The following is a 23,445-nucleotide window of genomic DNA, read 5'->3' on the forward strand; positions in this document are numbered from 1 at the left end:
AACAATCATTAATTCTCTCATTTTTAACATAGATTATGATTTGAAAGAAAACGTATTTTATGAAATTCATGTTATTAGGAGCAAAAAATAAAATTCGTACTTTAGTCCGCTCAATAAAGAACTTATTTCTACAACAAAGACATATCCGGTTTTACAAACGACTTCGCTTTCTATTGGTTATCAAGACAAAGCAAATGCTAAAGTGATCGCAGAAGCGATTGACGTTACGATTTCGAGAGGGAAATTAGTCGCGTTGGTTGGTGCAAATGGAATTGGGAAATCTACGTTGTTGCGAACGTTGGCAAAGATTCAAGAACCGCTTTCTGGAGAGATTTTATTACAAAATAAACTGCTTCACTCCTATTCGAATGCTGCATTAGCAAGAGAAATTAGTTTGGTATTGACTGAGCAAATTCCTTCCAAAAATTTAACCGTTGTAGAATTGATTGCACTCGGTCGTCAACCATATACCAATTGGATTGGAAATCTCTCTAAGAACGATCACGCCATTGTAGAAAGTGCTTTAAAAAAGACAAATTTACTCGAATTGAAACACCGAAAATGTTACACCTTGAGTGACGGACAACTGCAAAAAGTAATGATTGCACGTGCATTAGCGCAAGATACTTCTATGATTATTTTAGATGAACCAACCACACATTTGGATATGTATCACAAAGCGTATGTGTTGAATCTTTTAAAAAAATTAGCACACGATACACAAAAAACTATGTTGTTTTCTACGCATGAAATTGATTTGGCAATTCAGCTGTGTGATGAAATGATTGTGATGAATAATGGCAGCGTTTTTTCAGGAACTCCTTGCGAATTGATTGAACAAGGTATTTTTGAAGCTTTGTTTCCAAACGATTTAATTACTTTTGATGCTTCTTCTGGCAGTTTTAAAGTAAAAAATACAACTTCCAAAACGTAAAAAACGCCTTATCAAGCGATAAGACGTTTCAATAAAAACTAACCAACCAAAAATGTAATACGACTCGCGTTGCTCAAGTAACCAACTCTTTGCGTGGTCATCATCGTAATACATATTATATAGTCCAACTTCCGTGCCAAAACGGAAAGTTTATTGTAAAATTAACCGTGTTTGTGTTAAAGTTTAGAAAAGTATGCTAAAAAGAAAAACACTCCACAAGCGTGAAGTGTTTCTTTACTAACTAACCAACCAAAATGTAATACGACTCGCATTGCTCAAGTAACCAACTCTTTGCGTGGTCATCATCGTAATACACAATATATAATCCAACTTCCGTGCCAAAACGGAAAGTTTATTGTAAAATTAACCGTGTTTGTGTTAAAGTTTAGAAAAGTATGCTAAAAAGAAAAACACTCCACAAGCGTGAAGTGTTTTTTTAACTAACTAACCAACCAAATGTAATACGACTCGCGTTGCTCAAGTAACCAACTCTTTGCGTGGTCATTATCGTAATACACAATATATAAGTCAACTTCTGTGCCAAAATGTTACATGAATTCTTAAAAAAGAGCGGTTTATTTGTTAAATAAGTAAAAGTTTTGTTAACACGTAGCTATAAATATCGACTTACAAGTGTGTGTACATTTTAAGGACTTTGTAAGATTAACTTTTTTACTAAAAAAAACACTCCACAAGCGTGAAGTGTTTTCTTTAACTAACTAACCAACCAAAATGTAATGCGACTCTCTTTACTTCGAGTAACCAGCTCTGTGTAATGTCCTCACCGCGTTACGTTATAGTATAAAACAAGTACCGTGCCAAAACTATTTTTTAGTAGTTTTTTCTTTCTCTTTTAATTGGATACTTTAGTGTTTTAAGACGATATTTTGAAATTGATATTAGAAACCAATCGTTTGCGCTTGCGCGAATTTTCATTGAAAGACGCTGATTTTGTTTTGAAATTGGTCAATACACCTTCTTGGATTCAGTTTATTGGCGATCGCAACATCCACACACTAGAAGCCGCAAAAAAATACATTGAAGAAAATTTGCTTAAAAGTTATGCGCAAAACGGTTTTGGTTTGTGGTTAATGGAACTCAAAAATACTTCAAAACCTATTGGAATGTGTGGTTTGGTCAACAGAGATTCACTAGAAGATATTGATATTGGCTTTGCTCTTTTGCCAGCATTTGAACGAAAAGGATATACTTTTGAAGCTGCAAAAGCCACTTTAACGCACGCAAAAGAAGTGTTACAAATTTCCAAAGTAGTTGCTATTACTGACGCTTCCAATGTCGCTTCTATCGGATTACTGCATAAAATTGGTTTGCAGTTTGAAAAAGAAGTGCAACTTGCTGAAAAAAATACGGTACTTTTGTTTTCTGAACAACTTTCAGACATGAACAAAAATTAAAAAAGAAACGTGAAAAAAGAACTTTTATATGTCGTTACCATTATTACAGGTGTCGTGCTACTTACAGGCGTATTTTTTGGATTCGATAATTTAACGGGCGACACAACAGTAGATATTAATATACACGATACGTATTTTGTAATTCCTACGAAGTATTTGTTATTTATTTTTATGCTTATTTTAATTGTGTTTGCTTGTTTTGTTCGCATCTTATTTACGCGGTTTAAAATTAAATATGCCAATTACATCTTTCTGTTTTTTAACGCTTTACTAATTGTATGTTTTATTTTAGTTTGTATTTCTATCAATAATTTTAATGACATACTTCGAGGTAATATGGGCGAAACAACCACAAGAGAAATGGCAACTTCCATGAATAAAGTTTTAGCTAACTTTTTATATTCAGGATATTTTGCGATTGTTTTAACGGTTTTTATTGAAATTGTTGTGGCTTTTAAAACGCGAAAGTTACATAAGAATGCCAGCTAAGATTTTAAAAAACGATTTTCCAAAAGTATTTAGAAATCCTTGAGTGTAAACATAACTTATATCGTGTTTTTTACTTACACCTCTTTTGTGATGTTAAGTCAGCAATAATTTATTCATAATTCACCATTTTAAATTCAAAATTGATACAAAGTAGTATCTTTACGCAAAATCTAATTCATGTCAGAAATCGTAATTTATATAGTGCTTATTGTCGTTTTTTTAGCCGTTGGTATTTTCTTGGGAATGTATATCGGAAATTTAAAAACCAAAGCACAACAAGAAGGTTTGCAAGAACGCAATCGGCAGTTGCAATCGCAGTTTGAAGATTTGAAAATTTCGATGCATACTGAAAATGAGAAGCAAAACGAGTCGTTTCAACAGCAATTACAAACGGTAAAAGAAAGTTTGAGCAAAACAGAACACGAACGCGAAGAAATTAGACGTGAAAAAGATTTCTTAAATGTAGAATTGGCGCGAAAGAATTCTGAATTTGAAAGTCTACAAAAACAAAATATTGAACGTGACGAATCGCTCAAACAACAACAAGAACAACTTCGCAAAGATTTTGAATTGCTTGCCAATAAAATTCTCGAAGAAAAATCGACCAAATTTACCGAACAAAATAAAGAGAATATTAAAAATATTTTGACGCCGCTTCAAGAGAAGATTCTGCATTTTGAAAAGAAAGTAGAAGACAGTCAGAAGGAAAATATTAGTATTCATTCTGCTTTGCGCGAGAAATTATCTGAACTGAGCAAAGCCAATATTCAGATTAGTCAAGAAGCTGTGAACTTGACAAAAGCCTTGAAAGGTGATAGTAAAATGCAAGGAAATTGGGGCGAATTGGTCTTAGAACGCGTCTTGGAAAAAAGTGGTTTGGAAAAAGATCGTGAATATGTAGTACAGCAAAATTTTAATCGTGAAGATGGTTCGCGTGTGTTGCCTGATGTGGTGATTAATTTGCCAAACAACAAGAAAATGGTTATCGATTCCAAAGTTTCATTGACCGCATACGAACGTTATGTAAACAGCGAAGATGAAATGAAAGAGTTGAGTTTAAAAGAACATTTAACATCAATAAAACGTCATGTAGATCAGCTTTCTGCAAAGAAATACGAAGATTTATACGAAATAGAAAGTCCCGATTTTGTCTTGATGTTTATTCCGATAGAACCTGCATTTGCCATTGCTGTGAATGAAGATTCTACTTTATATAGCAAAGCATTTGAAAAAAATATTGTGATTGTAACGCCAACTACGTTACTCGCTACTTTGCGTACCATTGATACAATGTGGAACAATGAAAAGCAACAACGAAACGCGATTGAAATTGCGCGACAAGCTGGTGCATTGTATGACAAATTTGAAGGTTTTATGAATGATTTGATCGGAATTGGTAAAAAGATTGACGCTACAAAATCTGATTATTCTTCTGCAATGAACAAACTTTTTGAAGGTCGTGGAAACATCATCAAAAGTATTGAAAAGATTAAAAAAATGGGCGCGAAAGCAAAGAAATCACTTCCAGAATCTATTTTGAAACGTGCCGAAAGTGAATCAGATACAGATGCTATTTCTGAAAATGAAGAACCAAGGAAGTTGTTTTAGGTTTTGGGTTTTGGGTTTTAAAAAAATACCTTTTTAGTTTGAAATATAAAATGTCAGTTCGATTTTAAATCTTTGATTTAGTGTATCGTGAACAACTTGAAAGTTTGAGTATTTATCGATAAAAATCCCTTCATTTCGACTCTGCTCAACATAAAAAATCTCATTCGAATTGACATTTTTAATAATTCAATTATAGTTCTCTAAAATATAAAATACGTTGTGAAAAATAAACAAATTAGCATATTAGGTTGTGGTTGGTTAGGATTGCCATTAGCAAAGCATTTTATAGCGAAAAACTATACTGTAAAAGGTTCTACAACTTCTGCGGAAAAAGTTGAAACACTAAAAGAAGTAGGAATTCAACCGTATGTTTTTACACTTGGAACGACTGAAAACGATGAGTTATTGATCGATTTTTTCAAAAATAGTGATGTAATCGTAATTAATTTTCCTCCGAAACGAGTTCCAAATATTGAAGAAATCTACCAAAAGCAAATTCAGACTATTTTACCATTTACCAATGAAACACAGCGTGTTATTTTTGTGAGTTCTACTTCTGTATATCAAAATACAAACGATTGGGTAACGGAAGATCAACACAATCAACCAGAAAAAGCTTCTGGAAAAGCAGTATTTGCTGTGGAAAATTTGCTTAAAGCTACATTAAAAAATCGATTGACGATTCTCCGTTTTGCAGGACTTTTTGGATATGACAGAGTTCCAAGACGATTTTTGGCAAATAAAAAAGACGTTGCCAATGGAAAAGCGCCGATCAACATGATTCATCAAGATGATTGCATCGGACTCATTCAGGCAATTACTGATAGAAATGTTTGGGGAGAAATTATCAATGGTTGTGCTGACGAGCATCCGTTACGGGAAGAATTCTATACGTTAGCCGCGAAAAAAATTGGCTTAACTCCACCAAAATTTAAAGACACAGACGAAGTTTCTTTCAAAAAAATAGCTAATATGAAAAGTAAAGAACTACTTGATTATTCGTATCAGTATCCTGATCCTATGGTGTTTGTGATTTGATTTTTTTCACACTAAGTCTTTCAAAGCGTTGTTTGAGTACTTCAAAGAAAATTTAGTGAACTTTCAATAACTGATTACCACGCGTTTTTTCAAAACGCTCGTAAAGACGTTTCAAATACTTTTATATTTTGAGTTTTGGAGCGAATCTGCTTCTTACAGCAGAATACTTAAACATGTAATATTTGTTATTCGTTATTTGTTGTTCGCTATTCCCAAATACTTCTCGATGTTCCAACTCAGTTCAATACAAGTAAAATTTTGACATTTCATCAAAAAAACACCTTATCTTTTATGTAGATAAGGTGTTTTTGTCACGTTTCCGTTCGTTTGGTAACCAATTCATACTACGCATTTTTTACCGTAATTGCGACTGCTTTTCCTGGAGCTAATTCGTTGCTAACTTCAACTTTTTCCAATTCTCTCATTAGCTTTTGATCTGTTATCCATTCGCCATTTACCAATAAAGCTACTTCGTAAATATTACCATTTGTTGTCAATTTAACTCGTAAACCTTCGTGGTTTTTGTTATATGCTTTTACTGTGTTTGCGTAGTTGGTTTCAAACCATAACTCAGCTTCTTTCGCTCTTTTTGCCAACGCTTCTGGTGTTGATGCTCGTTTTCTTTTTGCTTCTTCCGCTTTTGCCAATGCTTCTTTCAATTCCAACTCAGCTTTTGCAATACTATCTGCTACACGTTGTGCTTCAAAAGCTTCCATCAATTTAATATCATTAACGATTTTTGAATATGCAATGCAATCTTCCATTGCTTTTTCTTCAAACTGCTTTGTGGTTTCTACCGCTATATTTTCTTTAGTTACTTCTTTAACTGCTGGAGTTACTTCTTGTTTTGGTGTTGTGTTGCAAGCTACGAATGTCATTGCGGCTAATCCTAATACTGTGAATGTTGTACGTTTCATAATTGTTTGTTTTAATTGTTATACTTGATTTATAGTTCAAATATCAGGCAAAATTGTAGTACAATTTGGCTAGCTTTAGTATTCGTTAGGACTTATCTAGAATTCGTTGTAAATTGTTAAAATTCATATTAAAAAAGTTTACTCAATCAACCGTAGTGTTCACTCATTCTATATTTTACAAGGTTTATAAACGTGCTATTTTTACTTTATAAAACAATCATTGTGATGAAAAAAAGCTATTTGTTACTCATTATAAGTCTCATTATTTCTGAAATTTCTGCACAGACAATTTCCAACGGAATGTATTTCGTTCAAAAAAAAGATATTGGTTTTCAAGTAGAAGTATTTGAGTTTTACGGAACAGACAAGTTTGCTTATGTTGATAGCGGCTGCCAAGGAACTTCTTTTGGAAAAGGAAGCTATCAAATTACTGATGATGATTCGCTAGTATTGACTTTTGAAAGCGATTACACTTCCAAATTGCACAAAGATTATCATATACAAACGAACGCGAGTGACAACCTAGAAATCGATTTGACTATCATTGATGAAGAAGTTCCGCTTCCTGGTGTTTCTGTACTTATTAAAGAACAAAACAAAGAATTTATTGGCGATTTTGATGGAAATGTAAACACCATTATCAACAAACCAACTTCTCAAATCACGCTCGAAATTCGCTATGTTGGTTATCATCCAATAGAAATTAGTATTCCCAAAGAAGCTTCTAAAGTTTCGGGTAAAATTTCTTTTGGCTATTTAAATTCGATTCCAAAAAATGAAAAGATGTCTTTTAAAATTCTTAAAATAAAAAATTCACGCATAACGTTTGAATCTGTCACAAGATCAAGAACTTTTAAAAAAGTAAATCAATGGCAATTGGCGCGAAAAGTAAAAAAACATATGCCCGATTTTTATGAAAAAATGTATGCTGATTTCTTTTAATAATTGTGTTCACACTTTCGTGTAACTGTTTTCGTTTACAACCACAGGTAAATATTCACTAGAAACTTCTGATTTCATAATCGGTTGCATGACACATAGAACCGTTGTTTTCCCTTTGATTGTTAACGTGTTCCCACGAATTTTTGTCAACCATCTAAATTTTTCTATCGGAATATTGAATGCTTTGATCGTATTGAGTAAGTTTTCATCTTCCGAAATCCAATCTATGATTTCTTGTTTGTTCTTAAAATTGGGAATGTCTTCTTTGGCTTCAAACTCAAATTCCCATTCCACCGGAATATTAAAACGATACGTATACATTTCGCCTGGTAATTGCTCGGCGCGTGTTTTTAAAACCGTTTCCCAATCTGTTTGTACGTTCGGATAGTTCTTTTTAAATTCCTTCGCCAATGCTCTCGGTCCTGGCGAATGTGCCGTTGGATAATATCCGTAATAGGTTTTTGCCAAATAATGTCCTGCATACTTTCCGCCAAATACATTAAAGAATTCCGAAGCAAATACATGAATGTTCTGATCTGCGGTAAATGCTGTTTTAAGATTTTTCAACAGATTTTTATTGGTTCCCAATCCGCAGGAATGAAAAACGATGTTCGTGTCTTTTCCCAAGAAATTGGAAACTAACGGAATAATTTCGCTATTTTTTATCGCTACTTGCAACGTTTCCGAAGTAATACGTTCGCCATTTGTGGAAGTTTTCATTGACAAACCGCGCCACGGATTGCTGTGACTTACTATATGAATATCGCCATATACATTCGCATCATAATGCAAACGCAACCAATGTAGTATTTCCGACAAACTTTGTGCTTCTTCCACAACCTGACAATATTGATTGTTAAAATAGTTTTTCGCGTTGCTGTAATACGTATTGTCGCCTTCATCAAAACCTGCGATAAACACCAATGGTTGTTGCTTTTTACTTTTATTTAGTGCTGTTTCAGTTCCCGCGAAAGCGGAAACCGAACAACACAAAAACACTATAAAATAGATCGTTTTCATCCTTTTACTTTTTGATGGTGATAGTTACTTTTTTGCCTAAATCAAATACTTCATGTGCGTCCATCAAATTGATACGTTCTAGCAAAACTTCGTTCGTTATCCAACTTCCGTTAATTAAGATTTCTACTTTTACAATCGTTCCATCTTTGGCAACTTCCACACGAATTCCATCATAGGTTTTTAAGTATTTTTCTATGATTTTTCCGTAATTTTCACGAAACCAATTTGTTGCTTTTTCATTCAACTTATCAGCTATTGTTTTCGCAGTTTTGGTACGTTTTTTTCTTTTAATGAATGTTTTTCCTTTTACAGAAGCTGCTGCTCCAACGGCACTATTGTTAACATTTTTTGGCATTGGCAATGGTTGCTTTACCGTTTTTCGATTGCCATTTTTATTGACAACTTCATTATCAACTGCAACAAAAGAAGTGTATTGTGTGACTAAATTATACTTTAATCCAAGTTGAGTAACTTGGTGTTTTGTTTGGTCTCCAAAACGCCTTTTGTAATCGTCCAAACGTTCTATTTTTTTACGCGCCCACAAGTAACGAAGTGCTTCGTTGTCTTTGCTCAACATGCCATCGGTTACACGAAATTCTTTTTGAAAAACGCCGTTTCCAGTTTGTCCAGTAATTGTCAACGTACCTTTTGCTTCGCCTCTATATTTCCCGAAAACTAAAATTGGACGTGAAGCAAATACATCTGGAATGCTACTTGGCGTTACGTCATACGCATCAAAACCTTCTGCTTTGATTCGAATTTGCGTTAATAACGGTGATTTTATATAGTTTCTAAATTTTTCTGCGACGTCATTGGCTTCGTTCATTTCGGTTGCGATAAACGTTTCGCTGTTGCTAATTTTTGCCATTCCTTCTAGTAAATATCGGTTGACTCCTGAACCGATTCCGAAGGTAAACACATTGGCTTGTCCTAAGTTTTGTTCGATCATTTCAAACGCTTTACGTTCTACACTTACGTAACCATCTGTAATTACTACCATTGATCGTGCGCTTGTTTTGTCCATTCTTGGCAATGCATATGCTGTTTTTAGTGCATTTAGCAAACGAGTTCCGCCTCCACCGCGTTCGTTGGTTAGGAAGTTGATTCCTTTTTGAATGTTTTCTTTTGTACACGCCAACGGTTCTGGTGCTAATACGCTCGATCCGCCAGCGAATAGTAGAATGTTGTAGTGATCGGTTTCTGGTAAATTGACCAATAAGTTGCGTAATAATTTTTTGGAAACTTCCATTGGATAACCATTCATAGAACCTGAAACATCCACGACGAATAGGTATTCTTTTGCTGTTAGTTTTATGTTTACAGAAGCTTTTGGCGGTTCCATCATATACGCGAAGAATTTTTCTCCATTTTCTTCGTAGAGTAATAATCCTGATTGAATTTCATTGCCGCGCATGCTGTATTTTAGGATGAAATCGCGATTTGATGGATTTTTGTTTTCGCTTGTCAACGATATTTCTGCTTTTCTTGTGTTTGGATAGTGAACTTTGATGTTGTGTGTGTTTGAAGAAACATCTGCAATGGGAATTCCTGCGTTGATTTGTACGTCTAAATTATAATTGAACGTATCTCCTACTCCTTTTTCTGTATATGGCTGATTGAACACGGTTTCGCCTGAAGTATTTTCGCCTGTGAATCGCGGACCAACAACGCCAGGAAATACGAATTCATAATTTCCTGCTAACGGTACGAGCATTTCTGTGTAGTAAATATCAATAGTGACAAGATCATTTTTCATGATGTTTCCAACGTTCATTTGAAATACATTCGGACGATGCTGATCGAGTTTTGCGGCACGTTTTCCTTCTTTTAGAGCTTTGTCATACACACGTTGCGCTTCTTGTTTTTCGAAGATTTTTGCGTTGATCGTACGATCGCCAATCGTCATTTGCATTTTGTGAACCGCAGCTTGTGTGGAAAGTGGAAATACATATTTTGCCTCAATCGGAATGTTTCCTGTGTTTTGATAGGTTTGTGCAATGTGTACATGTGCGATGTTTCCGGAAATTTTCACATTTGCTTTGGTCGATTTCAACGGAATTACCGCATTTGGCGTCAATATTTCTAAGTACGGACTTTCTGTTTTTTGCGCAAATCCAAAACTGGAAATGAGCGTAATGAAGATGATAAAAATATGTTTCATAGTATTGGATTTTTGATCGTTTTTATTTGTTTGTTGCTTCAAATATCATATCAAAATCGCCTAAAATTTGTGTTGTTTTAGTATTCGTTGTGTCTTATCTAGAATTCGTTTTGCAACGAGAACTATCTCACGAAAGTGAAAAAATTAGGAGCTATAAGTTGTCTCATCTTACAGAAATTAGCCGTATTTTTATGGTAAAATCTAAACATTTATTATGTCGCTACGTTACAAATCTGCAGAGGAATCGAGAGTCGTTATTTCTGAATTGATGTTGCCTTCACACTCAAATTTCAGTGGAAAAATTCATGGAGGTTATGTGCTTTCTTTGTTAGATCAAATTGCGTTTGCATGCGCTTCCAAGCATTCACGCGCGTATTGTGTAACAGCTTCTGTAGATACCGTTGATTTTTTGAACCCGATTGAAGTTGGCGAATTGGTAACGATGCGCGCTTCTATTAATTATGTTGGACGAACTTCGATGGTTGTTGGCATTCGCGTAGAAGCAGAAAATATTCAAACGGGTATTGTTAAGCATTGTAATTCTTCCTATTTCACTATGGTTGCTCGTGATGACGAAGGAAAAGGCATTGAAGTAGACGGTTTGTTATTGGAAAATACGACAGAGATCAAACGTTTTTTAAAAGCTGTAAAACGTATTGAAATGAAACGCAAACGACGTGAGGAATTTGATCGCGAAGATTTTGTTCCAGAAGATTACCTTTCTGATTTAGAAAACTATAAAGTTAAGGTGACTTGTACGGATGAGTTGTGAGGTGTGGGTTTTGGTTTTTGGGTTGTGAGTTTTGGGTTTTGGGTTTTGAGCCAAAAAGCTATTTTTTTTAAAATTAATGAAAATCAGCGTTTTAAAATTTTATAGGTTTACAAAACTATGTCATTTCTATGCAAAACCATACTTCAAAAAGATACTTTTTATTTTATATTTTAAAGTTCCATATTAAACAAAAATACATCATGGGTTGTTTTTCTATTATTTACGATTCACTACTCAAATATCGACAGTCCATTTTTTATCTTTTCAAAAAGTTTACATCACTTTAAGTTTAAGTTTGCCTAGAGTTGAAAATTTACACAAAATTATAACAATATTTTTCTTCAAAATAGTTAATAATAATTGTTGAAATCATATAAATTTCAGCATCAGAAAAGAATAGCTGATTTCTGAATTTTTCAAATAGCAATGTTATATCTATAATTTCCGTATTGTTCGTTAACATTCCATAGGATAATTTCCATTTTGAAAATGTTGTTGGAGCCGATTCTAACTCATGAAAGGCATTTAATTCTATGAATAATTCGTCCAATCGTTCTTTTATTTCTTTTTCGTTTTCATTTAAAATTGAAGTCACTTCTGCGTTTAATTTTTCCTTGGTACTTGGAAAAAATTCTATCGTATTTAGTAACTCTTTAGATTGTTCTAAATAAATTTTTGGAGCATAACCGCCAAGACAGTATAAGTATGTAAAAACCAAACACAATGAATATTCGAAGTCATATTCGTTTTCAACCAAACATTCTAAAATTTCTAAGTTTAATAGTGAAGTATCTTTTGTGTAAAACGGATCTGATTCATCTACATGTTCATGCTCTAAAATTTTAATATAGTCTTGCGGAAATTCACGAAATAATGTTTGAACTTCGGTCATTTTGAACGCTGCAAAGTATTCATATTCAGATTGAAGATATTGTTTCCATTTTGTTGAAATTTGTTCGTTGAACACTTGATTTTCTTCCGTTGTAAATACTTCCAAGATTAAACGTTTGGGATAACTCGTGTATACAAATGAACTAATTTCGCCAGTATTTAACAATTCTGAGAATGTGGGTTTTATAAATTCTAGCATCATTTTTTTCTGAGCTTCTTTTGGTATAAAAAATATAAGTTCTAACATGATTGCAAGCTTTTAGAAAGATTTTGTATGATAGTTTCTCCCCAATTTTCTGGGTTTGGAGCGGTTTGCAGTGAAGCAAATTTATTTTTGTATAGTTTTTTGTTTTCAAGCGATGTTAATAATAATAGTAATCTTCCTTTGAATATGGAATCGGTCACACGAATAAATGCATCTTGCGTTACAGTATTTTTTGTCGCTTCAGTAGTTGCGATGTGAATCTTTTTTGTAATATCATTGGTAAATGTTAAACTAATATGAGCATTATTTTGTTTTGTAAAAGTGCCTGTTTGCCAAGTATCTTCAACCAATTCTGTATTTACAGCATCTTCTTCTGCTTTTGGCTTTTCAATATTTCCATATTTGAATTTTCCATCTTGAAATAGAAATAAAAGTGTTGATTGAAAACTACTTTTGTGTTGAATATACATTGCAGAAACGCCTGTTACGTTTATGTCGTTTTCAAAACTTTCTTCAACATCATGCCAAATGAATTCTACAAATTCAGAATTGTTAAATTTTACATTTTTTAATCCAGACATCGTTAACCTGTTGTATAAGTCATCATCTTCAAATCCCCAACCTGACATGCGTTCGTCATATCCTTTTACGGCTAAAAAATCATCTTTTTTTACGCAAACACGTCCTGTAGAGCCATCCGCAAAAGCTGATGTTAGAAATATGTTTCCGCTAAAACTAAATTGGTAATTTATAAAGTACGCAAAATCTTTTCCTAAGTAATTATCGGCATCTAAGTTGCAAATTATATCTCCTGTTGCAAGTTTCATCACTACGTTTCGAGAATGCGATCGGTGAAATGTTTCGGGAATGTTGGTACTGTAAAACTTCAAAATTCCCATATCGAGATACACTTTTAAATCGTTTGTAACCCACGATTTTATATCGTCGTTAGAGTTGTAATCCAAAAGCACGAATTCGATATTTTCATAATCTATATTGTCTTCTATATTACGTACTAATGTTTCTTTTAAGTGATACAATCGATTCATAGAAACCGTACAAAAAGATATTTTATTTTTCAATTTCATGGTGTTTGTTTTTAACGTACATAATATTCTACAACTAACTTCAATATCGATTTTCCTTCTATTATTAAAAAGCTCATTGTTAGCAGTGTAACGATAAAAATGATGATAATTAGCAACATTCCGCGTTTCACTAAGAAATAGTTATCTCGGTTCATTATTTTTTCTAAATCGTCTTCCATATTTACGCGCTTAATTCAAGTTGATTTTTCACTAAATTGAAGTAATATCCTTTGGTTTTTACCAATTCTGTATGCGTTCCGCGCTCTACAATGTGTCCTTTTTTTAATACGATTATTTGATCTGCATTTTTTACGGTGGAAAGTCTGTGTGCAATTTTCACCACTGTTTTCCCTTTAAAAAAGGAATCTAGATGCTCATAAATTATTTTTTCGTTTTCCGCATCAAGTGCAGAAGTTGCTTCATCAAAAAAAATAAAATGTGGATTCTTGTATACAGCGCGTGCAATGAATACACGTTGTCTTTGTCCGCCAGAAAGTCCATTTCCGTTACTTCCTACCATTGTTTGTAGTCCTGAAGGCAATGTAGAAACAAATTCTTCTAGGTTGGCAATATGCAATGCTTTTTGTAATTGTTTTGGATCAACCTCAGCATCGCCCGTTACAATATTTCGTTCTAAAGTATCTGAGAATAAGAAACCATCTTGCAGTACAATTCCACAGTTTTTTCGTAAATCTTTCGCAGATATATCTACCAAATTGTCGTTATCATATTTTATTGTGCCTTCAATGGGATTGTAGAATTTTAATAACAATTTCATTAACGTTGTTTTTCCACTTCCACTTTCACCAACAATTGCTGTTGTTTTTCCTTTTGGAATGTTGAAATCTATGTTTTCTAATACATACGGAGATCGCGGACCAGAATATTGAAATGAAACGTTATTAACGGCAATTCCTTTTGGTGTTGTCGTTGTATGATTGTTATTTTCATATAATAACACATGATGATTTTGCACTTCATTTTCAATATTTTGCACTTCGTATAAACGTTCCAAACTGAGCTTAGCAAATTGCCACGATCGGAAGAATTCAATAAGTTGATTAATTGGCGAATTCATTTGCCCGATGATGTAAGAAATACTCAATAAAGCTCCTAAAGTGATGTTTCCCAAAATTACTTCGCGCGCAGCGATAAAGATGACCACGATGTTTTTGAGCTGATTGATAAAGTCATAACCCATCAACTGAATTTGATCTAATTTTAAAGCTCTTAAGTTTATTTTGAAAAGCTTTATTTGCGATTTTTTCCAACGAGAAATTCTGTAACGCTCCATATTATTGAGCTTAACTTCTTCTATTCCGTTGATTAATTCGAAAACCGATTGCTGACTTTCACTTTTATAGTTGAACCGATAATAATCAATTTTTTCAAGTTTCTTTAAAAACACTAATGACCAAATGATAGCAAGAAGTGTTAGAGATGAATAGATCACCAAGATTTTAAAATCGTAATAGGTTAATACAAAGAAGAATACCAAAAAGTTGAGTGACGAAAAAATCACCATAAGACTTTGTGAAGTAAGAAATTCTTCTATACGTTCGTGATCTTGAATTCGTTGTGAAAAATCGCCCAATTGCCTAGAATCAAAGAAAGAAAATGGTAAGAGTATGATTTTGTTTAAAAAGTCGGAAACAATTGTAATGTTGATTTTTGAGTTGATATAAACCAACACCCAACTTTTAACTATTTCAACAAGAGTGGAACTTAAAAACAGAAAAACTTGTGCCAATAAAATGATGAAGACAAAGTTTAAGTTTTTAGATTCTACTCCAATGTCAATTAGTGCTTTGGTTAAAAATGGAAAGATGAGTGTAAAGAAACTTGTAACTCCCAAACCCAAACCAAGAATGCTAATTTCACGCTTGTAAGGTTTTAAAAACTTGTAAATGAATGCAAAACTGAACGCTTTTTCTTTGATGATTTCTTTGTCGTGAAATGCTTCGGTAGGATTTAAAAATAATGCAATTCCTTTGTCTTGTTGTAACCACATTTTTTCAAAGTTTACTTGATCGATCGTAATTTTTCCGTGTGACGGATCAGCAATTTTGAAGCTTACTTTGTTGGTTATTGGATGCTTTTTTACTTTGTATAGTACTACATAATGTCCATTATCCCAAAACAGAATACATGGTAATGGTGCTTTTTGAATGAGTTCATCAATGGTAATTTTTACAGGCATAGTTTCAAAACCCATTTTTATGGCACCTTCTTCAATTCCCAACAAGTTAGAACCATCTTTACCTAAAAAACATTCGTCGCGTACTTGACGTATGTAATATTTTTTTCCGTGATAACGTGCTATCATTACCAAACATGCTGGTCCGCAGTCCATCACGTCGTGTTGATAGACAAATTCAAATGGCTTTAAGCTGTTTCGTAATTGTTGTAGCATATTAATGTTCTGTAACTAATAGTTTTAATGGATTGATGCTCCAATCTTCCCATACATTGGTATAAGGATTGTATCCGCATCGTAATGGTTTGCTGTATTCGTCATCTGTTTGTTGTGTAAAAGCTCTACAATCGGAACAGTTGTATCTAAATTCGCAGTCGCGACAAATAGCAATGTCATCTTTTTTGACATTCCAAAGTGATTGGTATGATTTTTCTTGAATGACGTCTTCAATACGTTTTTCTTTAAAGTTTCCGTAAGTTTTGGTCATTTTCGGACAGTTTTTAATGTTTCCTGTCGTATCAATTGTCAATTTTTTAAAGAGACAACCATTGTGTTTTTGATGAAAGTGATGTGTTCCCATGTCACTAAAATTCAAGTGATCGAATGAAATTGTTCCACAGCAACCTTTTTCAAAATCTAATGTATGATGGCTTACTTTTCCAATTTCGATTGGGAAATACGTTTCGCGTTCTATGTAATAATCTACCGCTTTTTCAGTCTTGGCGTTGTATACATGCACATGACTCAATGGCGCATATGTTTTGAGTAAGTAATGCCACTGATCGTTAGTAATTTCTCCTTCATTTTTTAGATATAATTCTACATATAACATGTTTGCTTGGTCAATGATGGAAAGTACTTTGTCAATGAATGAAAAGTTGGTTTTTGATGAAATTCTAATTTGCAAATCGTTGCAATGCAGTTCGTTAATTTGAAAGATGAGTGATGAAAAATCTTCTTCATTAAAAACAGTTTCATCAACTTCTAGAATAGCATCTTTTAGAATGACATGATCGTCATCGTAAGCCGTTGAAACTTCAGGAAACTTTTCAATTTCTTCCGTTAAAAAACCAAATTCATGCACAAGCATATATTCTATAAAGCTGAAGAATGAGTTTTTTGAATCTTCATCAATATGTGCAATGATTTCTGTTATTTTTTTTCGGTTGATATCTTGTACCAAATCGTAATATTCATTTGGGATAATTTGCACATCGCCACGAGAATAATCAATAATTATACTTCTTTTTGCACCTTTTACCAGCTTGCAACTAGATGATACAAAGAATACATCATTTTTTGAATACTTCATTTTCAGTGGTTTTAGGTTCGTATTTTTTACAGATTATTCGGTTTGGATAGTAACCACGCATTTCAATACTTTGCGTAGCTTCATTGTATTTGTACAATGCCAATTCGTCTTCAATATTGGTAACTTGGTTGTAAAATATTCTTTTAAAAAAGAGTGGTAAACCTGCAAGTTCTTCTGTTTCAAGTTCTATTTTATTCAATGATTCCATGTATGAGATATTTTGCGATTACTTCATCTAAATTATAGTTACACGGCAAATTTGTCATGGCATATTGCCCAACAGGATTGATTTCTAGAAATACATATTCGTTGTTTTCGTTGACAATCAAATCTACGGAGCCGCAGTTGAGTTGTAAGTGTTTGAAGACGTTTTCCAACTTGTCTTCAACACTTTTTGGGAGCTTGTATGTTTCGCATTTGTTTGGCTTGCTGTCGGAGTATTTTCGGAAGTCAACTTTTGTCTGATTAAGTGATTGCGACATGATTGCCATTGAGTAGAAATGTCCGTCGAGGTAAAATGTACGAATCTCCATTTTTTTGTCAATAATATTCATAATCATCGATGGAAAAACGTTGACATCATTTCCTGCAAAATCTTCTTTTTTGTGTAATTCTGTATATGTGTAGAAACTATTGTTGCCAATAACTTCGTAGATGCCTTCTGCTATTGATTTGGTTACAAACTCGTTTTTTATGCCGCTTGGCGCTATTTGATTTAGATTTGAAATAATTTCATAATCAGGAGTTTGCAATCCGTGTTGTTGTGCTATGTCTAAAACTTCTAACTTATTCAGTCCGTATCGCCAAGGACTTCCAATATTTATTTTACAGTTTTCGTATATGCGTCTTAGTATGTATTCTTTCAGGTCAGCAGTTTCTGATCTTAGTAGGCTTTTGCGTCCTTTTATTAAGACTGATAAATCTAATTCATTTGCGATGAAATCTTCTTTTGGCGTATCTAATATGAAGTTTTTCATGCTTATTCCTGTACGTCGCCACCAACAACTTTTGGCTTCTAACAGGTTATATGTTTTGTTTGTTCGGGTATTTTTAAAGTAAATACCTTCTTTGTTGATGAGCGAAAATTTGAAGGTATCGTCATCAGAATTTATTCTGATCACTTCTTCTCCATGATGCTTGAGTCTGTAAATGACGTCACTTGTAGAGATTTCATTTTCTGTTGAAAATATGATGATCATAGTATTAGATTTAAAATTTGGTATGGTTTGATTCTTGGTTTTCCTAAAACAGTTGTTTCTGAATATTTTAGCGATAAAATTCACACTATCTTTAGGATATATTTCTCCTTATTCCTTTCACAATCAACATATTGATATGCCATTGAGGAATGCTTTTATTTTACAAAAAAATGTATGGAAAAGGTAGTTGGTAATTTTTTTAAACATGTGCGACAGACAGCTGTTGCCTGCCGCACTATGCTTATGATTGACTAGTTATTTATTTCTAGTCAGAGTCAGTTCTTCTTGAATCAGAGTCACTTCCAGTACAAGATGTGTGTGTTCTACGTGAAGTCGTTGATCCGCTCCCTCCTTTTGTGTTTAATCTTTCGTTTAGAGTCAACTTTGAAGTTTGAAACTCTGCTAAATTAATTTTCTTCATGGTTTAAAGAATTAATGTTAATAAATAAATATGATCCTCTTTCTGTGTAGGCGTGATTTTCTCCTGCGTCTTTTGTTTGAGTAGTAAAGACATAAACTACACTCATTGGCCAATGATTTATTATATATTTTTAGTTAGAATCTGTTCTTCTAGGGTCAGCATCTGCATGAGCACATAATGTTACTCTATATTTAGTTCGAGTTGAACCACTTCCTCCGCTAGTATTTAATCGTTCATTTAAATTTATTTTTTCATAGTGATTGTGGTTCTTTTATGATTCTTGAATTTGTGTTTCTTCCAATGCATACGAAAAAGCCACTACAATTTTTAAGGAAATAAAATGTGCTATTCGCATCCAGATAGTGTTTACAAATTCTTGCTTTTCTGTTTCTGGAAAGTCATCGCTTAGATAGTTTAATACATTGACTTTAAATAGTTCGCTATCGCACGGTTTCTTGAGTTCGTTAAAGATGATTTGATCTATAGCAATCATTTCTTCTTCTATATTATTTCCATCTAATTCCTGGACAGAGATATAATTTCCATCTTCTACATCTTCAATGATATCAACACTCGGCAAAACCATCAATTTGAAATTTTCAGCTGCTTTTTTTAGCTTCCAAAAGTTGGCAACTTGCCCACTCATGTATAAATCGCGTGCAATGAGAAAGCTAGGTTTGTCATGCATTTTTGCTGATTTTAAAAATGTGTTCGGAAATTCTTTTATGATGGCTTCATTTGTCGCTTTGGTATAGTCATACGGAATATACGAACTCAATTTTGGCTTGTTGAGTAGTATTTCCAAACGTTTGTAATATGCTGGATAGTTTTTCATCACATAACTTTCCATTTTTTTACAGACAACTAATTGTCGTTTAAAATCACCTAATAAATGTAAGTAGGTTCTTTTGTGTGGTACATCTTCAAAGTTTCCGAAATTTGTATATTGGTTGTCGCCAATGTCTTCTTTTATATAAGTTGAAACTTCTTGTTTTTCAATCTTAGTCATCTCAAAAAACAATACTTGCTCAAAGAATATGTTGAAATTGAATTGGTTTACTTTTGTTAAATTTTCTTTGTTTTTATCTACAAATGAAAACGATGCTTCACAGTATTTTTGCATGAAATCCATGTTGTTACCGCCAAAGATTCCCATGTTATAAGCTTTGTTGTGCACCGATTGGTCAAACAACTCCATAGATGTTGGCAAGTGCGTTAAATGCGGTCGAATGTCTGCCCACATAGTTCGGTAATATTCCGAAGTAGTTTCGATATTTTGAGCAATTAGGTTCGAGGACATTAATTCGTCACTAAATTTTTCCCAGATAAATACATCGCCATCTACATGTAAAAAAGGTGTTTTTTGAATTTGATAGGTTTTTATTTTTGCCAATGCCCAAAGGTCTGACGGATATTTGTTGAGTTCGTCCAAAACCACATGTACTTTAGTGTATGGTAATTGCAATTTTTCAATCAGTAATTCGTAACCGTATGTGTCTGTTACCAATTCTACCTCATCGTAATATTTGCAGAGTTGATTCACGCTTAAAATCCAACCCAATAAGTGGTACTTTTCAGAGAACCATCCGCAACTTGGAATGACTTCACTGTTTCCTGTCCAAAAACTTTGTATAATTTTCATAGTTATGACTTTTGTGGGTTCGTTTTTAAGTGATGTGATGATTTATAATCTGCTCTTATCAGAGTCGTCTGCTTTTCTTCGAGACGATTTAGATTTATTGTTTCCAAAGGTGTATGTCAACGCAACATTGAGGCGTCGGATGTCATTGTATATCCTGGAGTTGAATGTATAGTTTTGGTAAATTTCTCTGTTTCTATTTCGATTTTGTCTAAAGATATCGCTTACCGAAGCATTTAGGGTTAATCGCTTGTCCATGAATGTGAACTTTCCTCCTATTTGCAAGTTTGCTCTGTTGAATGTTTTGAGAAAGCCATTGGTTTCCGGAAAGTTTTGGAAAAAATTCACATATACTGTATTTCCTTTTTCCTTGTTGAGCGTGAATGTATTGCGTGTGGATATGTAGAATCCTGATCCTGATAAATCTGCCAATGTCACGGTTGGTATTTTTGATTCTGAACTGTTGTAATACGCGCTAAATCCGTTGTTACTGTTAAACCAACTTGTCGGGTTGAAGTTGTAATAAATATCCAAACCAAATGTTGATTGATCGTAAAAGTTTTCAGGTCGTGAAATAACCGTGTTTGTGTCTGCTGTTGTAAGCGTGATGAAATCTACTGCATCTTTTAAAATAGTATGATATACACTTATTTCCAAATCGTTGTTAAAGATGTATGAGAAATCAATATTATGCGTTATTGATGGTATTAGTAATGGGTTTCCTTCGTTGAATGAGAAGAAATCTGTGTAACTTCTAAATGGATTGATATCTGAGAAACCTGGTCTGTCAATTCTTTTGGAATAACCAACTGAGAACGAATGTTTATCACTTGGATCATATGCCAATGTAAGCGATGGAAATATGTTATTGAAGTTGTTTTCAGTTACAATTCCTGTTGTGATAGAATTTCCTCTGGTTTGCGTGTGCTCATAGCGCAATCCTAAAATGAGATAAAACGCTTCTCCTAAAGGTCTTTGATATGAAGTATATAAAGCGTACACCTCTTCATCATATGCAAATACGTTGCTTTGATTTGCGTCTAGTATTGAAGTTCCTGATGTAGTGTCAAAAAACTGAATGTCACTATCGTTTTTAAGGAATGTAAGTTTTCCTCCAAAACCTAATTTACTATCTTTTATTGGCAATTCTACATCTACATTTAATGAATTTACTTGATAGTCAGCTTCTGAAATATTGAGTGCCGAATTTGTTCCTGTGAGGTTGTTCAAATCTCCTTCGTATCTAGATAAAAATAGTGAGCGATCGTCCTCGTTGTTTTTCTTTAAATGATTGTAGTTGAATTGTAATGTACTTCCTATCGTATCTAACTTGATATCGTAATAGGCAGAAGCCGATAGATAATCGTATTTGTTTGTATTATTAGATGGTGCAATTAAAGCAGAATCAATTTGTTGCGAACTTAGCGATCTAAAGATGGTATTATTTTGTAATGCTCCTTCTGTTTTCCAGATATCGCTATTTAAGATGATTCCTGCTTTGTGATTGTCACTAAATTTGTATTCGAAATTTAATCCGCTAGACAATCCATCAATTTCCTGTTTGGTTCGTGTAGATCCGTTTCGCCTTAGTGTTGGATATAAAAACTCATTGCTAGATTCTGATCGTTTTGCTTCATTATCTGCAAATAGGTTGAATGCGATCAACATTCTATCTGTTGAGTATTTTAAGTATGTGGAAGGCATAAACCCTGGATATGAGCGTTGTACGTAAGTTGCTGTTACAGAACCGTCAAAACCAATATTAGTGTTCTTTTTTAGGATAATATTAATCAATCCGCTGTTTCCAGAAGCATCAAACCGTGCTGGAGGGTTTGTAATGATCTCAATTTTCTCTATATTTTCTGAGCGTAACGATTTTAGGTATGAATCCAAGCTTTGTCCGTCTAAATTCAACAAACGATCGTTCACCATGACTGCAAGTTTACTTTTTCCAATCATTTTAATTCCATCGCTTGTTGGATCTATTTTTGGTGCAAATTTTAACGCTTCCATAGCATTAAATCCGTTAGACGCTACACTATTTTTTATATTAAAGATGAGTTTTCCTGCTTTCCGCTGAATAATGGGTTTTTTGGCAGTAATTACGACTTCTTTGAGTTGATTTTCACTTTCTAATAAAGTAATGATTCCTATTGCTGTTGGTGAATTAGGCGTTATTATTTTTTCCCAGTTTTTATATCCAACAAAACTTACAATAAGCTGGAAAGCTTCTGATGTTGTGACAGTAATTTCAAATTTTCCAGCTTCATCAGTTATTACACCTGTAATCAATTTTCCGTCAGTTGTACTCTTTACGATTACATTTGCAAAAGCAACTTCATTTCCTTGTGCATCTTTTACAGAACCTGTATAAGTCTGAGCTACTAAGAATTGACATGCTAAGAAGATTAATATATATGTAATTGTATTTTTCATTTTCTTTATTTGTATACTTCAAATCTACGAGGTATTCATTTACGGTTTATTACACAAAAGAGTAGTTCAATGATTTGTTGTGTAAAACTACACTTAAAGGTAGTTGCTGAGTTTGAAGTGGTTTGTTGAATGTTTCTGACGCAACTAATACCTTATTCTTATTATAAAAATCAATCAGTCCTTCATACGTCATAGAAATAGGAATTGTTTCAGATCCTAAATAATTGATAGATTTCCCAATAATTTCTGTTTTAATTCCTAGTAAAGATAAAACTCGCAATAATTTACTATCAATTTCAGCGAAAGCAATATTATCTTTGTGCTGGCAGATTGGTTTTATAGCACAAACCATTAACTTTTTGAATAAATTTACATTCCGTACATTCTTCTTGATAGCAAAACGACCAATATGGAATATGCTATTGATTTTTGTTTTTTGAGTTGCCATTAAAGGATTGATTCCGAAGATTTTTTCTAATGGTAACTTATCTTTATAGTTCCATTTTAGTACACGAATTGCTCCCAAAATACTTCCCATTCTATCTTTGGCTGCATAGATTTCAGAATCTTTATAGAATTTCTGTTCTTCGTTTTTAATATACGCTACATCTTTTTCGTAGTCACTAGGTAAGATATTATTAGCGTGATGTTTAAAATTTTCCTTTACTACAAATTTAGCAATGTCTAAAATTTGATTTTTCTGAAGTCTTTCTAAATGGTTGTCTGTTAGTATCATAATGGTTATTTTCCATCAAATCTAT

The 23,445-nt window shown here is 33.4% G+C and carries 21 protein-coding genes; 7 read left to right on the forward strand and 14 right to left on the reverse strand.

All coding sequences use genetic code 11. The features are described from left to right. The first annotated feature begins 202 nt into the window (after positions 1 to 202). From KAOT1_RS07640 to KAOT1_RS07660, 5 genes are all read left to right on the forward strand, one after another. On the forward strand, positions 203 to 934 hold the full coding sequence (locus tag KAOT1_RS07640; protein ID WP_007094191.1) for an ABC transporter ATP-binding protein: 732 nt from the start codon (positions 203 to 205) through the stop codon (positions 932 to 934). Between the two features lie 887 nt (positions 935 to 1,821). Next, positions 1,822 to 2,349 carry a GNAT family N-acetyltransferase gene (locus KAOT1_RS07645; RefSeq protein ID WP_007094192.1) on the forward strand — a complete coding sequence of 176 codons (528 nt, stop codon included), beginning with the start codon at positions 1,822 to 1,824 and terminating at the stop codon, positions 2,347 to 2,349. A gap of 9 nt (positions 2,350 to 2,358) precedes the next feature. After that, complete coding sequence (locus tag KAOT1_RS07650) at positions 2,359 to 2,838, forward strand: hypothetical protein (RefSeq protein ID WP_007094193.1); 480 nt, start codon at positions 2,359 to 2,361, stop codon at positions 2,836 to 2,838. Between the two features lie 177 nt (positions 2,839 to 3,015). After that, entirely contained in the window at positions 3,016 to 4,446 is a 1,431-nt protein-coding gene (gene rmuC / locus KAOT1_RS07655) for a DNA recombination protein RmuC (protein ID WP_007094194.1), read from the forward strand. Between the two features lie 219 nt (positions 4,447 to 4,665). After that, positions 4,666 to 5,484, forward strand: coding sequence for an SDR family oxidoreductase (locus tag KAOT1_RS07660; RefSeq protein WP_007094195.1), 819 nt, complete (start codon positions 4,666 to 4,668; stop codon positions 5,482 to 5,484). A gap of 344 nt (positions 5,485 to 5,828) precedes the next feature. Here the strand turns inward: KAOT1_RS07660 and KAOT1_RS07665 are convergent, their stop codons facing one another. Continuing rightward, a complete protein-coding gene (locus KAOT1_RS07665; protein WP_007094196.1) occupies positions 5,829 to 6,401 on the reverse strand; it encodes a hypothetical protein in 573 nt (190 codons plus the stop codon). Positions 6,402 to 6,626: 225 nt separating this feature from the next. On the opposite strand from KAOT1_RS07665, the gene KAOT1_RS07670 reads away from it, so the two are divergent. After that, on the forward strand, positions 6,627 to 7,343 hold the full coding sequence (locus KAOT1_RS07670; RefSeq protein WP_007094197.1) for a carboxypeptidase-like regulatory domain-containing protein: 717 nt from the start codon (positions 6,627 to 6,629) through the stop codon (positions 7,341 to 7,343). Positions 7,344 to 7,352: 9 nt separating this feature from the next. Here KAOT1_RS07670 and KAOT1_RS07675 read toward each other — a convergent pair whose 3' ends face one another. Both KAOT1_RS07675 and KAOT1_RS07680 read right to left on the reverse strand, forming a co-directional pair. Next, positions 7,353 to 8,363 carry a hypothetical protein gene (locus KAOT1_RS07675; protein WP_007094198.1) on the reverse strand — a complete coding sequence of 337 codons (1,011 nt, stop codon included), beginning with the start codon at positions 8,361 to 8,363 and terminating at the stop codon, positions 7,353 to 7,355. Between the two features lie 4 nt (positions 8,364 to 8,367). Beyond that, positions 8,368 to 10,524: a VIT and vWA domain-containing protein gene (locus KAOT1_RS07680; RefSeq protein ID WP_007094199.1), complete on the reverse strand. Its 2,157-nt coding sequence runs from the start codon at positions 10,522 to 10,524 to the stop codon at positions 8,368 to 8,370. 214 nt (positions 10,525 to 10,738) lie between these two features. Here KAOT1_RS07680 and KAOT1_RS07685 point away from each other — a divergent pair, with 214 nt between their 5' ends. Then, complete coding sequence (locus tag KAOT1_RS07685; protein ID WP_007094200.1) at positions 10,739 to 11,296, forward strand: acyl-CoA thioesterase; 558 nt, start codon at positions 10,739 to 10,741, stop codon at positions 11,294 to 11,296. Positions 11,297 to 11,609: 313 nt separating this feature from the next. Here the strand turns inward: KAOT1_RS07685 and KAOT1_RS07690 are convergent, their stop codons facing one another. The 11 genes from KAOT1_RS07690 to KAOT1_RS07730 form a co-directional block, all read right to left on the reverse strand. Beyond that, the gene (locus tag KAOT1_RS07690) at positions 11,610 to 12,434 is read right to left on the reverse strand and encodes a hypothetical protein (RefSeq protein ID WP_007094201.1); all 825 of its coding nucleotides are present in this window, start codon (positions 12,432 to 12,434) and stop codon (positions 11,610 to 11,612) included. After that, a complete protein-coding gene (locus KAOT1_RS07695) occupies positions 12,428 to 13,480 on the reverse strand; it encodes a glycosyltransferase (protein ID WP_007094202.1) in 1,053 nt (350 codons plus the stop codon). The genes KAOT1_RS07690 and KAOT1_RS07695 overlap by 7 nt, the downstream gene beginning before the upstream one ends. 11 nt (positions 13,481 to 13,491) lie before the next feature. Then, positions 13,492 to 13,659, reverse strand: coding sequence for a hypothetical protein (locus KAOT1_RS22830; RefSeq protein WP_157560082.1), 168 nt, complete (start codon positions 13,657 to 13,659; stop codon positions 13,492 to 13,494). A gap of 2 nt (positions 13,660 to 13,661) precedes the next feature. Beyond that, entirely contained in the window at positions 13,662 to 15,893 is a 2,232-nt protein-coding gene (locus KAOT1_RS07700) for a peptidase domain-containing ABC transporter (RefSeq protein WP_007094203.1), read from the reverse strand. Between the two features lies 1 nt (position 15,894). Beyond that, positions 15,895 to 16,989 carry a grasp-with-spasm system SPASM domain peptide maturase gene (gene gwsS / locus KAOT1_RS07705; RefSeq protein WP_007094204.1) on the reverse strand — a complete coding sequence of 365 codons (1,095 nt, stop codon included), beginning with the start codon at positions 16,987 to 16,989 and terminating at the stop codon, positions 15,895 to 15,897. Then, positions 16,970 to 17,197, reverse strand: a complete 228-nt coding sequence (locus KAOT1_RS07710) for a hypothetical protein (RefSeq protein WP_007094205.1) — start codon at positions 17,195 to 17,197, stop codon at positions 16,970 to 16,972. Before KAOT1_RS07710 ends, gwsS begins: the two co-directional genes overlap by 20 nt. Further along, positions 17,181 to 18,188, reverse strand: coding sequence for a grasp-with-spasm system ATP-grasp peptide maturase (gene gwsG, locus KAOT1_RS07715; protein WP_007094206.1), 1,008 nt, complete (start codon positions 18,186 to 18,188; stop codon positions 17,181 to 17,183). The genes KAOT1_RS07710 and gwsG overlap by 17 nt, the downstream gene beginning before the upstream one ends. Positions 18,189 to 18,453: 265 nt before the next feature. Further along, on the reverse strand, positions 18,454 to 18,609 hold the full coding sequence (locus KAOT1_RS22835; protein WP_157560083.1) for a hypothetical protein: 156 nt from the start codon (positions 18,607 to 18,609) through the stop codon (positions 18,454 to 18,456). 271 nt (positions 18,610 to 18,880) lie between these two features. Next, a complete protein-coding gene (locus KAOT1_RS07720) occupies positions 18,881 to 20,251 on the reverse strand; it encodes a DUF6734 family protein (RefSeq protein WP_007094208.1) in 1,371 nt (456 codons plus the stop codon). 42 nt (positions 20,252 to 20,293) lie between these two features. Then, the gene (locus KAOT1_RS07725; protein ID WP_007094209.1) at positions 20,294 to 22,684 is read right to left on the reverse strand and encodes a TonB-dependent receptor domain-containing protein; all 2,391 of its coding nucleotides are present in this window, start codon (positions 22,682 to 22,684) and stop codon (positions 20,294 to 20,296) included. A 49-nt stretch (positions 22,685 to 22,733) separates the two neighbouring features. Then, on the reverse strand, positions 22,734 to 23,420 hold the full coding sequence (locus KAOT1_RS07730; RefSeq protein ID WP_007094210.1) for a hypothetical protein: 687 nt from the start codon (positions 23,418 to 23,420) through the stop codon (positions 22,734 to 22,736). Between the last annotated feature and the right edge of the window lie 25 nt (positions 23,421 to 23,445).

It is taken from the genome of Kordia algicida OT-1 (assembly GCF_000154725.1).
Lineage (GTDB): Bacteria > Bacteroidota > Bacteroidia > Flavobacteriales > Flavobacteriaceae > Kordia > Kordia algicida.

What these genes read in the sequence shown, in the direction of transcription:
- rmuC (WP_007094194.1), top strand. Translation starts at nt 3,016, where the DNA reads ATGTCAGAAATCGTAATTTATATAGTGCTTATTGTCGTTTTTTTAGCC.
- KAOT1_RS07665 (WP_007094196.1), bottom strand. Translation starts at nt 6,401, where the DNA reads ATGAAACGTACAACATTCACAGTATTAGGATTAGCCGCAATGACATTC.
- KAOT1_RS07670 (WP_007094197.1), top strand. Translation starts at nt 6,627, where the DNA reads ATGAAAAAAAGCTATTTGTTACTCATTATAAGTCTCATTATTTCTGAA.
- KAOT1_RS07675 (WP_007094198.1), bottom strand. Translation starts at nt 8,363, where the DNA reads ATGAAAACGATCTATTTTATAGTGTTTTTGTGTTGTTCGGTTTCCGCT.
- KAOT1_RS07680 (WP_007094199.1), bottom strand. Translation starts at nt 10,524, where the DNA reads ATGAAACATATTTTTATCATCTTCATTACGCTCATTTCCAGTTTTGGA.
- KAOT1_RS07685 (WP_007094200.1), top strand. Translation starts at nt 10,739, where the DNA reads ATGTCGCTACGTTACAAATCTGCAGAGGAATCGAGAGTCGTTATTTCT.
- KAOT1_RS07690 (WP_007094201.1), bottom strand. Translation starts at nt 12,434, where the DNA reads ATGTTAGAACTTATATTTTTTATACCAAAAGAAGCTCAGAAAAAAATG.
- KAOT1_RS07695 (WP_007094202.1), bottom strand. Translation starts at nt 13,480, where the DNA reads ATGAAATTGAAAAATAAAATATCTTTTTGTACGGTTTCTATGAATCGA.
- KAOT1_RS22830 (WP_157560082.1), bottom strand. Translation starts at nt 13,659, where the DNA reads ATGGAAGACGATTTAGAAAAAATAATGAACCGAGATAACTATTTCTTA.
- KAOT1_RS07700 (WP_007094203.1), bottom strand. Translation starts at nt 15,893, where the DNA reads ATGCTACAACAATTACGAAACAGCTTAAAGCCATTTGAATTTGTCTAT.
- gwsS (WP_007094204.1), bottom strand. Translation starts at nt 16,989, where the DNA reads ATGAAGTATTCAAAAAATGATGTATTCTTTGTATCATCTAGTTGCAAG.
- KAOT1_RS07710 (WP_007094205.1), bottom strand. Translation starts at nt 17,197, where the DNA reads ATGGAATCATTGAATAAAATAGAACTTGAAACAGAAGAACTTGCAGGT.
- gwsG (WP_007094206.1), bottom strand. Translation starts at nt 18,188, where the DNA reads ATGATCATCATATTTTCAACAGAAAATGAAATCTCTACAAGTGACGTC.
- KAOT1_RS22835 (WP_157560083.1), bottom strand. Translation starts at nt 18,609, where the DNA reads ATGAAGAAAATTAATTTAGCAGAGTTTCAAACTTCAAAGTTGACTCTA.
- KAOT1_RS07720 (WP_007094208.1), bottom strand. Translation starts at nt 20,251, where the DNA reads ATGAAAATTATACAAAGTTTTTGGACAGGAAACAGTGAAGTCATTCCA.
- KAOT1_RS07725 (WP_007094209.1), bottom strand. Translation starts at nt 22,684, where the DNA reads ATGAAAAATACAATTACATATATATTAATCTTCTTAGCATGTCAATTC.
- KAOT1_RS07730 (WP_007094210.1), bottom strand. Translation starts at nt 23,420, where the DNA reads ATGATACTAACAGACAACCATTTAGAAAGACTTCAGAAAAATCAAATT.